Raw genomic sequence first — 10907 nt, forward strand, 5'->3', positions numbered from 1 at the left:
ACCGGTGCGGTGGCCGGGCCGGGGCAGCTGACCACTCCCGGGTACTGGGTGGAGCATGTCCGGCAGACCGTCCGGTTCGCCGACGGAGTACGGGCCCTCGCCGGGGCCGGTGCCGACGTGTTCCTGGAGATCGGTCCCGGCGGCGTCCTCACCGCCCTGGCCCAGCAGAGCGTCGACGCCGCCGCGACGGTGGCCGTCCCCGCGCTGCGCAAGGACCGGGACGAGGAGTCCGCGCTGCTCACCGCGCTGGCCCGGCTCCACGTGGCCGGTACGGACGTCGACTGGGCCCGCGCCTTCGACGGCACCGGAGCCCGCCGCGCCGACCTGCCCACCTACGCCTTCCAGCGCGTCCGCTACTGGCCCGACACCCGGCGCCCCGCCCACGGTGCCACGGACGCCGATCCGCTGGACCGCGCGTTCTGGACGGCGGTCGAGGGCGAGGACCTGACCGGTCTCGCCGCCGACCTGGACGTCGACACCGACACGCTGGGCGCCGTACTGCCCGCCCTGTCCACCTGGCGGCGCAGGCGGCGCGACCAGGCGATGGTCGACTCCCACCGGCACCACGAGACGTGGAAGCCGCTGTCGCTGCCGGCCGGCGCGCCCGTCGCCGCCGGCACCTGGCTGGCCGTGGTGCCCGCCGCGCACGCCGAGGACCCGTGGACGTCCGCCGTGCTCGACGCCGTCGGCACCGACGTCGTACGCCTCACCCTCGGCCCCGAGGACACCGCCGGACGGGAGGCGCTCGCCGGACGGCTGCGCGGCCTGACGGCCGACGGGTTCGCCCTGACGGGCGTGGTGTCCCTGCTGGCCCTCGCCGACTCGCCGGAGACCGCCGCGTCGCCCGACGGGTCCGCTGTCCCCGCCGCCCCGACCGCCGTCCTGTTCCAGGCCCTCCTCGACGCGGGTGTCACCGCACCCCTGTGGTGCGTGACCCGGGGGGCCGTGGCCGTGGCCGCCTCCGAGGCGCTCACCGATCCCGTCCAGGCGGCCGTGTGGGGCATCGGGCGGGTCGCCGCGCTGGAGCACCCCGCCGCGTGGGGCGGTCTCGTCGACCTGCCCGCCGAGCTGGACGCGCGGGCCGCCCGCCGGTTCGCCGCCGTACTCGCCGGCCACGACGGTGAGGACCAGGTAGCCGTCCGCGCCTCCGCGGTCTTCGGGCGCCGCCTGGTTCCGGCACCGGACACCGCCCCCGGCACGGGCTGGGAACCGCGCGGCACGGTCCTCGTCACCGGTGGCACCGGCGGCCGGGGCGCCCACGTGGCCCGCCGGCTCGCGGCTGCGGGCGCCGAACACCTGGTGCTGCTGAGCCGGCGCGGACCCGAGGCGCCCGGCGCCGGCGGCCTCCGCACCGAGCTGGAGGGACTCGGCGCCCGTGTCACCCTCGCCGCCTGCGACGCGGCGGACCGGGAGGCACTGGCCGCCGTCCTCGCCGGCATCGGGGCCGACACCCCGCTCACCGCGGTGCTGCACGCCGCGGGAGTCGTCGACGACGGCGTCCTCGACGAACTCACCCCCGAGCGGTACGCCGACCCGCACCGCGCCAGGACCCTGCCCGCCCTCCACCTGCACGAACTGACCCGCGGTCTCGACCTGGACGCGTTCGTCCTCGGCTCGTCCGTCGCCGGTGCCGTCGGCACGGCCGGCCGCGCCAACCTCGCAGCGGCCACCGCCGTCCTCGACGCGCTCGCCCGGCACCGCCGCGACGCGGGCCTGCCCGCCACCTCCGTGGCCTGGGGGGCCTGGGTCGGCGACGCGCCCGAAGACCCCGAGGACACGCGGCGGCCCGAGGGCGAGGGGACGCGCGCGCGGCGCGTCACCGGCCACCCGGCCGTCCACCCCGACCTGGCGGTGGCCGCACTGCGGCAGGCCGTCACCCGGCCCGAGGCCGTCACCGTGCTCTTCGACCCGCGCCAGCCGCAGGTCCTGGACGGTCTCATCGGGATGCGCGGCAACGCGCTCCTGCGCGACCTGCCGGAGGCCCGGCAGGCACTGGCCGACGCCGAGGACACCCGGGACCGGACCAGGAGCACCGCGTCCGGTCTCGCCGGCCGGCTGCGCGACCTGCCCGCCGACGAGCGGACCGGGCTCATGACGGACCTGGTGCGCACCCACGCGGCCTTCGTCCTCGGCCACCCCGGCCCGGAGGCCGTCGCCCCCGACCGGAACTTCCGCGACCTGGGCTTCGACTCGCTCACCGCGATCGAGCTGCCCAACCGGCTCGCCCTCGCCACCGGACTGCGACTGCCCGCCACCACGGTGTACGACTACCCGACCGCGCAGGCACTCGCCGAGCACCTCGTGGCCGAACTGCTGGGCGAACAGGCCGGCCCGGGCCCCGACCCGGCCACCGCCGCCGCCCTGGCCGAGGACCCGGTCGTCATCGTCGGCATGGCCTGCCGCCTGCCCGGCGGGGTGCGTTCCCCGCAGGACCTGTGGCAGATGCTCAGCGAGGGCCGAGACGGCATCGAGGCCTTCCCCGAGGACCGCGGCTGGGACCTCGCCACGCTGCTGTCCGGTGGCGCCGACGGCCGCGGACGCAGCGCCACCCTGCGCGGCGGCTTCCTCGCCGGGGCCGCCGAGTTCGACGCCGCCTTCTTCGGGATCTCGCCGCGCGAGGCCCTGGCGATGGACCCGCAGCAGCGACTCCTCCTGGAGACCACCTGGGAGGCGTTCGAGCGGTCGGGCATCGACCCCGACGGGCTGCGCGGCAGCCGTACGGGCGTCTTCGTCGGCACCAACGGCCAGGACTACTCCACCCTCGTCATGAACAGCCGTGAGGACCTGGAAGGCCACGCCGGCACCGGCCTGGCCGCGAGCGTGGTCTCCGGCCGCCTCGCCTACACCTTCGGTCTGGAGGGCCCTGCCGTCACCGTCGACACCGCCTGCTCCTCCTCCCTGGTCGCCCTGCACTGGGCGATGCAGGCCCTGCGCGCCGGCGAGTGCGACCTGGCCGTGGCCGGCGGCATCACCATGATGAGCACGCCGTCCGCGTTCTCCGGATTCACCCTCCAGAACGGCCTGGCCACCGACGGCCGCTGCAAGGCGTACGCGGACGCGGCCGACGGCACCGGCTGGTCCGAGGGCGTCGGTCTGCTCGTCGTGGAGCGTCTTTCGGACGCCCGCCGCAACGGGCACGAGGTCCTGGCCGTGGTCCGGGGCTCGGCCGTCAACCAGGACGGCGCCTCCAACGGCCTGACCGCCCCCAACGGGCCCTCCCAGCAGCGCGTCATCCGCCAGGCCCTGGCCGGCGCCGGGCTCACCCCGGCCGACGTGGACGCCGTCGAGGGCCACGGCACCGGCACCCCGCTCGGCGACCCCATCGAGGCCCAGGCCCTGCTCGCCACCTACGGCCGGGACCGGCCCGAGGACCGGCCGCTGCTGCTGGGCTCCATCAAGTCGAACATCGGGCACACCCAGGCCGCCGCCGGTGCCGCCGGCATCATCAAGACGGTCATGGCGCTGCGCCACGGCGTCCTGCCCAGGTCCCTGCACATCGACCGGCCGTCGACGCACGTCGACTGGGAGGCCGGGGCGATCCGGCTGCTCACCGAGGAGGCCGCCTGGCCCGAGACGGGCCGCCCCTGGCGGGCGGGCATCTCGTCGTTCGGCATCAGCGGAACCAACGCGCACACCATCATCGAACAGGCCCCCACGGCCGAGGAACCGGTGCCCGCCGCCGGCCCGAAGGCCACTCGGTCCGTCGTGCCGTGGCTGGTGTCGGCCAAGTCCGACCGGGCCCTGGACGCCCAGATCGCGGCCGTCACGGCGCTGACCGGCGCGGAACCGCTCGACGTCGGCTTCTCCCTCGCCACCGGCCGCACCCTGTTCGACCACCGTGCCGTGCTGCTCGCCGGGCCCGACGGCGGCCCCGCCGAGGTCGCCCGCGGCCGGGCCGCCCACCGCGGCCTCGCGATGCTGTTCTCCGGCCAGGGCTCGCAGCGGGCGGGGGCGGGGCGTGAGCTGTACGCGCGGTTCCCGGTGTTCGCCGAGGCGCTGGACGCGGTGGCGGCCCGGCTCGACGCCGGGCTCGCCCGTCCGCTGCGTGAGGTGCTGTTCGCACCCGAGGGTACGGAGGAGGCCGCGCTCCTGGACACCACCGGCTACACGCAGCCCGCGCTGTTCGCGGTCGAGGTGGCGTTGTTCCGGCTGGTGGAGTCGTGGGGTGTCACTCCCGAGTTCGTCGCGGGTCACTCCGTGGGTGAGATCGCGGCGGCGCATGTGGCGGGGGTGTTCTCGCTGGAGGACGCCTGCACGCTGGTGGCGGCTCGGGCCCGGCTGATGCAGGAACTGCCCGCGGGCGGTGCGATGGTCGCGGTGGGGGCGACCGAGGCCGAGGTGGTGCCGCGGCTGACGGAGGGTGTCGCCCTGGCCGCGGTCAACGGCCCGGATTCCGTCGTCCTGTCCGGTGAGGAGGGCGAGGTCCTCGCGCTGGCCGCCGCGTTCGCCGCCGAGGGCCGCAAGGTCCAGCGGCTGTCGGTCAGCCACGCCTTCCACTCGCCGCTGATGGAGCCGATGCTCGCGGAGTTCCGCCGTATCGCCGAGACCCTGGAGTACGCCGAACCCCGCGTCCCGGTCGTCTCGAACGTCACCGGCGGGATCGCCGGCCCCGGGCAGCTCACCTCGCCCGAGTACTGGGTGGACCACGTCCGGGGCACCGTCCGCTTCGCCGACGGGGTGCGCGCCCTCGCCGGCGCCGGTGCCGGTGCCTTCCTGGAGATCGGCCCCGGCGGTGTGCTCACTGCCCTCGCCCAGCGCGTCCTGGACGCCGACGACCGGGACGAGGCGGTCGCCGTTCCGGCACTGCGCAAGGACCGCGACGAGGAGACCGCCCTGCTCATCGCGCTCGCCGGCCTCCACGTCGCCGGCCTGCACGTCGACTGGGCCGCCTGGTTCCACGGCACCGGGGCCCGCCGCACCGACCTGCCGACGTACGCCTTCCAGCGGGAACGCTACTGGCCGCGCCCGGCCGCCCTCACCGGCGACATCAGCACGGCGGGCCTGATCTCCGCCGACCACCCGCTCCTCGGCGCGGCCGTCCCGCTCGCCGACTCCGAGGGAGCCCTGTTCACCAGTCAGATCTCCCTGCAGGTACACCCCTGGCTGCTCGACCACAAGGTGGGCGGAACGGTCATCATGCCCGGCACCGGCTACCTGGAGATGGCGATCCGCGCCGCCGACCAGGTCGGCTGCGCCCGCGTCGAGGAACTCGTCCTGGCCACCCCGATGGTCCTCGACGAGAAGGTGCCCACCTCCGTCCAGGTCGTCATCGGCGCGCCCGGCGAGGACGGCTCCCGCTCCCTCGCCCTCTACTCCCGGCCCTCCGACGCCGTCGACGGGCCCTGGACCCGGCACGCCGACGGTGTCCTCGCCGTCGAGGAGCACAGCGACCCCTTCGAGGCACCCGCCTGGCCCCCGGCCGACGCCGTGTCCGTGGAGTTCGACGGCGACTACAGCCGCACCGAGTACGGGCCGTCCTTCCACGGACTGCGCCGGGTGTGGATCCGCGGGGACGAGGCGTTCGCGGAGGTCGCCCTCCCCGAGGAGGTCGCCGGGGACGCCCAGTACTTCGGGATGCACCCCGCCCTGCTGGACGCCGTCCAGCACGCCAACGGCTACCTCGGCGTCGGCAGCGCGGACAACCCGCTGCTGCCGTTCGCCTGGAACGGCGTCTCCCTGCACGCCGGGGGTGCGACCACCCTGCGGGTGCGGATCACCCGGCTCGGCGACGAGTCGGTCCGGCTGACCGCCGCCGACGCCGAGGGCGCCCCGGTGCTCTCCGCCCGGTCCCTGGTGCTGCGCGCCCCGAGCGTGCCGCGCGCCCCGGTGGCCACCGGCGGCCAGGAGCCGGTGTTCCGCCTCGACTGGACCGCCGCCCCCGAGGTCAAGCCCACCGAAGGCCTGACCGCCACCGTCCTGGGCGAGGACGTGTTCGGCACCGGCAGCACCCTGGCCTCCCTCGCCGACCTCACCCGTGCCGACGCGGACACCTCCGCAGCCCCGGACTTCGTCCTCGTACTCCTCGGCGGAACGAACGCAGGCCCCTCGGGCACCGGAGACCCGTACGCGACGGGGAGCGACGTGCCCGGCACGGTCCACGCGCTGACCACCCGCACCCTGGAGCTGGTCCAGGAGTGGCTGGACACCCGCGGACTCGACCACTCCCGGCTGGTGTTCGTCACCCGGGGAGCGGTCGCCGCCGGCGACACCGAGACCGTCCACGACCTCGCGGCGGCCGCCGCCTGGGGTCTGGTGCGCTCCGCACAGTCCGAGAACCCCGACCGGTTCGTCCTGCTCGACCTGGACCCGGCCCCGGAGCCGGACCCGGGCGCGGCGGCCACCTCCGGACAGTCCGGCGCACCGGCCGCCCCCGACGCCCTGCGGTCCCTGCTGCCCGGCCTGCCGGGGCTGCTCGCCACCGGCGACGCCCAGTTCGCCGTGCGCGGGGGCACCGCCCTCGTCGGCCGGCTCGACCGGCTCACCACCGCACCCGGCCTGCCCGCGCCGGCCGGGGTGCCGTGGCGTCTCGACACCACCGGCAAGGGCAGCCTGGACAACCTCGTCCTGTCCCCGTGCCCGGAGGTCCTGGCACCGCTCGGCGCCCACGAGGTGCGCATCGACGTGGAGGCCACCGGCCTCAACTTCCGGGACGTGCTGAACGCACTCGGCATGTACCCCGGCGAGTCCGGCCCGATGGGCACCGAGGCCACCGGCACGGTCACCGCCGTCGGCGAGGCCGTCACCGGCCTCGCGCCCGGCGACCGCGTCCTGGGCACCGTGCCCGGCGGCTTCGGCCCCGTCGTCGTCGCCGACGAGCACTACCTGGCCCGCGTCCCCGAGGGCTGGACCAAGGAGGAGGCGGCCTCGGTGCCGCTGGTGTTCCTCACCGCGCTGTACGCCTTCCGTGATCTGGCCGGTCTGTCGGCGGGGGAGCGGGTGCTGGTGCATGCCGGTGCCGGTGGTGTGGGGATGGCGGCGGTCCAGCTGGCGCGTCATCTGGGTGCCGAGGTGTTCGCGACGGCCAGTGAGGGCAAGTGGGGGGTTCTGCGGGGTCTGGGTCTGGACGAGGACCACATCGCGTCCTCGCGTGATGTGGGCTTCGAGGAGAAGTTCCGTGCGGTCACCGGTGGCCGTGGGATGGATGTGGTGCTGAACGCGCTGGCGGGTGAGTTCGTGGACGCGTCGTTGCGGATCACGGCGCCCGGTGGGCGGTTCCTGGAGATGGGCAAGACCGACGTCCGTGACCCGGGGTCGGTCGGCGGCGGTGTGCGCTACCGCGCCTTCGACCTCGGCGAGGCCGGACCCGAACGCAACAAGGCCCTGCTGGGCGAACTGCTGGGCCTGTTCGCCGAAGGCGCGCTCCAGCCGCTGCCGGTGCGCACCTGGGACGTGCGCCGGGCGCGTGAGGCGTTCCGCTTCATGAGCCAGGCCAAGCACGTGGGCAAGATCGTGCTCACCATGCCGCCCCGCTGGAACCCCGAGGGCACCGTCCTCATCACCGGCGGCACCGGCGCCCTCGGCGGACACCTCGCCCGCCGCTTCGCCGCCGCCGGCATGCGCCACCTGCTGCTCACCAGCCGCCGCGGCGCGGACGCCCCCGGCGCCGCCGAACTCGCGGCGGAACTGCGCGAACTGGGCGCGGAGGTGACCGTCGCCGCCTGCGACACCGCCGACCGCGCCGCCACCGCCGCCCTCATCGGCTCCGTACCGGCACAGCACCCGCTCACCGCGGTCGTCCACACCGCGGGCGTCCTCGACGACGGCGTGATCGCCTCGCTCACGCCCGAACGCCTCGCGGCCGTCCTGAGGCCGAAGGTGGACGCGGCCTGGCACCTGCACGAACTGACCCGCGACCTCGACCTCGCCGCGTTCCTGCCCTTCTCGTCCATCGCGGGCGTCATGGGCAGCCCCGGCCAGGGCAACTACGCCGCGGCCAACTCGTTCCTGGACGCGCTCACCCGCCACCGCCGCGAACTCGGCCTGGCCGGCACCTCCCTCGCCTGGGGACCGTGGGCCCATGACGGCGGCATGACCAGCACCCTCTCCGACACCGACATGCGCCGCATGCAGTCCGGCGGCCTCCCGCCGCTCGCCGTCGAACAGGGCCTGGAGCTGTTCGACATCGCCCGCGGCTCCGACGAGACCTTCCTCGTCCTGGTGGGTCTCGCCCCCGGCGCCATGCGCGGCGCGGCCCCCGAGGACCTGCCGCCGCTGTTCCGCTCCATGGTCCGCAGCGGCCGCCGCACCGCGGCCGCCACCGACGCGGCCGGCGCCGCGGCGGCGCTCGGCGCCAAGCTCGCCGGACTCGACGCCGCCGACCGCGTCCGCCACGTCACCGACCTGATCCGCGAACAGACCGCCCGGGTCCTCGGACACGCCTCGCCGAAGTCCGTCGACGTCACCCAGGAGTTCCGCGAACTGGGCCTGGACTCGCTGACCGCGCTGGAGCTGCGCAACCACCTCTCCACCGCGACCGGACTGCGCCTCCCGGCCACCCTGGTCTTCGACTACCCGACCCCCACGGCCCTGGCCGGACACTTCGTCTCCGAACTGACCGGCGACGACACCCCGCAGGGGCCGTCCCTGCTCGCCGAACTCGACCGGCTCGACGCGCTCCTCGCGACGGACGACCCGGACGAGATCACCCGCGCGGGCCTCGCCCTGCGCCTGGGACGGATGCTGGACAAGGTGCGCGGCGCCGCACCGGACCCGGCCGGCCCGGGTGTCGCCGACGACTTCGAGTCGGCCAGCGCCGACGAGGTCCTCGCGTTCATCGACAACGAGCTCGGCCGCCTGGGCGACCGCTGAGACGAGCTTGATCCACCACAGGAAGGTTCCCCCCGTCATGCCCGATGACAAGAAGCTCGTCGACTACCTCAAGTGGGTCACGGCCGATCTGCACAAGACCCGGCGCCGCCTGGAGGAGACCGAGGCGGAACGCCGCGAGCCCATCGCCGTCGTCGGCATGGCCTGCCGCCTGCCCGGCGGCGTGAACTCCCCGGAGGACTACTGGCGGCTCCTCGACGAGGGCCGCGACGGCATCACGCCCTTCCCCGACGACCGCGGCTGGGACCTCGACGCCCTCAACGGCGAAGGCGCCGGCAGCAGTGCCGCCGCCGAGGGCGGATTCGTCGACGCAGCCGCCTTCGACGCCGGCTTCTTCGGGATCTCACCCCGCGAGGCCGTCGCCATGGACCCCCAGCAGCGCATCCTCCTGGAGACCTCCTGGGAGGCCGTCGAGCGGGCCGGCATCGACCCGGTCTCGCTGCGCGGCAGCCGTACCGGCGTCTTCGTCGGCACCGCCGGCGTCGACTACGTCGGCGTCGTGATGAACTCCCGCGAGGACGCCGAGGGGCACGCCACCACCGGACTCACCGCCAGTGTCGTCTCCGGCCGCCTCTCCTACGCCTTCGACCTCGCGGGCCCCGCCGTCACCGTCGACACCGCCTGCTCGGCGTCCCTGGTCGCCATCCACCTGGCCGCCCAGGCCCTGCGCAACGGCGAGTGCGGCCTCGCCCTGGCCGGCGGCGTCACCGTGATGTCCACTCCCATGGGCTTCTCCGGCTTCACCCGCCAGGGCGGCATCTCCACCAGCGGCCGGTGCAAGGCCTTCGCGGACGCCGCCGACGGCACCGGCTGGTCCGAGGGCGCCGGCGTACTCGTCCTGGAACGCCTCTCCGACGCCCGCCGCAACGGCCACCAGGTCCTCGCCGTGGTCCGGGGCTCGGCCGTCAACCAGGACGGCGCCTCCAACGGGCTCACCGCCCCCAACGGGCCCTCCCAGCAGCGCGTCATCCGCCAGGCCCTGGCCGGCGCCGGGCTCTCCGCCGCCGACGTGGACGCCGTCGAGGCGCACGGCACCGGCACCCCGCTCGGCGACCCCATCGAGGCCCAGGCCCTGCTCGCCACCTACGGCCAGGGCCGGCCCGAGGACCGGCCGCTGCTGCTGGGCTCCGTGAAGTCGAACATCGGGCACTCCCAGGCCGCCGCCGGTGTCGCCGGCGTCATCAAGACCGTCCTCGCCCTCCGGCACGGCGTCCTGCCCAAGTCCCTGCACATCGAACGGCCCTCCACGCACGTCGACTGGGAGGCCGGCAACGTACGCCTGCTCACCGAGGCCACTCCGTGGCCGGAGACCGGGAGGCCGCGGCGCGCCGGCGTCTCCTCCTTCGGCATCAGCGGCACCAACGCCCACCTCGTCATCGAGCAGGCGCCCGAGGCCGAGGAGGCCACCGGCGACGAGGCGGACGAGCCCGGAGCCACGCCCGCCGTGGCCCCCACCGTCGTGCCCTGGACGGTGTCGGCCAAGACCCGGGACTCCCTGGACGCCCAGATCGCCCGGCTCACCGACGTCACCGGCGCCACGGCCCTGGACATCGGCCACTCCCTGGCCACCGGCCGCTCCGCCTTCGAGCACCGGGCGGTGCTGCTGGCGGGGGGTGAGGGTGAGCCGGTGGAGGTGGCTCGTGGCCGGGCCGTCGAGCGGACCCTGGCGGTGCTGTTCTCCGGTCAGGGGTCGCAGCGGGCGGGGATGGGGCGTGAGCTGTATGCCCGTTTCCCGGTGTTCGCGCAGGTGCTCGACGAGATCCTCGTGCTGCTGGATCCGCAGCTCGACCGCCCGTTGCGCGAGGTGCTGTTCGCACCCGAGGGTACGGAGGAGGCCGCGCTCCTGGACACCACCGGTTACACGCAGCCCGCGCTGTTCGCGGTCGAGGTGGCGTTGTTCCGGCTGGTGGAGTCGTGGGGTGTCACCCCTGAGTTCGTCGCGGGTCATTCGATCGGTGAGATCGCGGCGGCGCATGTGGCGGGGGTGTTCTCGCTGGAGGACGCGTGCGCGTTGGTGGCGGCTCGGGCGCGGTTGATGCAGGAGCTGCCCGCCGGTGGTGCGATGGTCGCCGTGCAGGCCA

At 75.2% G+C, this 10907-nt stretch carries 2 protein-coding genes; both read left to right on the forward strand.

The features are described from left to right. The coding region (locus tag ACVV2G_RS32760; RefSeq protein ID WP_453846419.1) for an SDR family NAD(P)-dependent oxidoreductase at positions 1–8808 on the forward strand (8808 nt) is incomplete at its 5' end. Positions 8809–8845: 37 nt separating this feature from the next. Then, positions 8846–10907, forward strand: a 2062-nt coding sequence (locus tag ACVV2G_RS32765) for a type I polyketide synthase (protein ID WP_453846420.1), incomplete at its 3' end; no start/stop codon positions are given.

The sequence above is a fragment of the Streptomyces sp. JK94 genome (assembly GCF_053613315.1).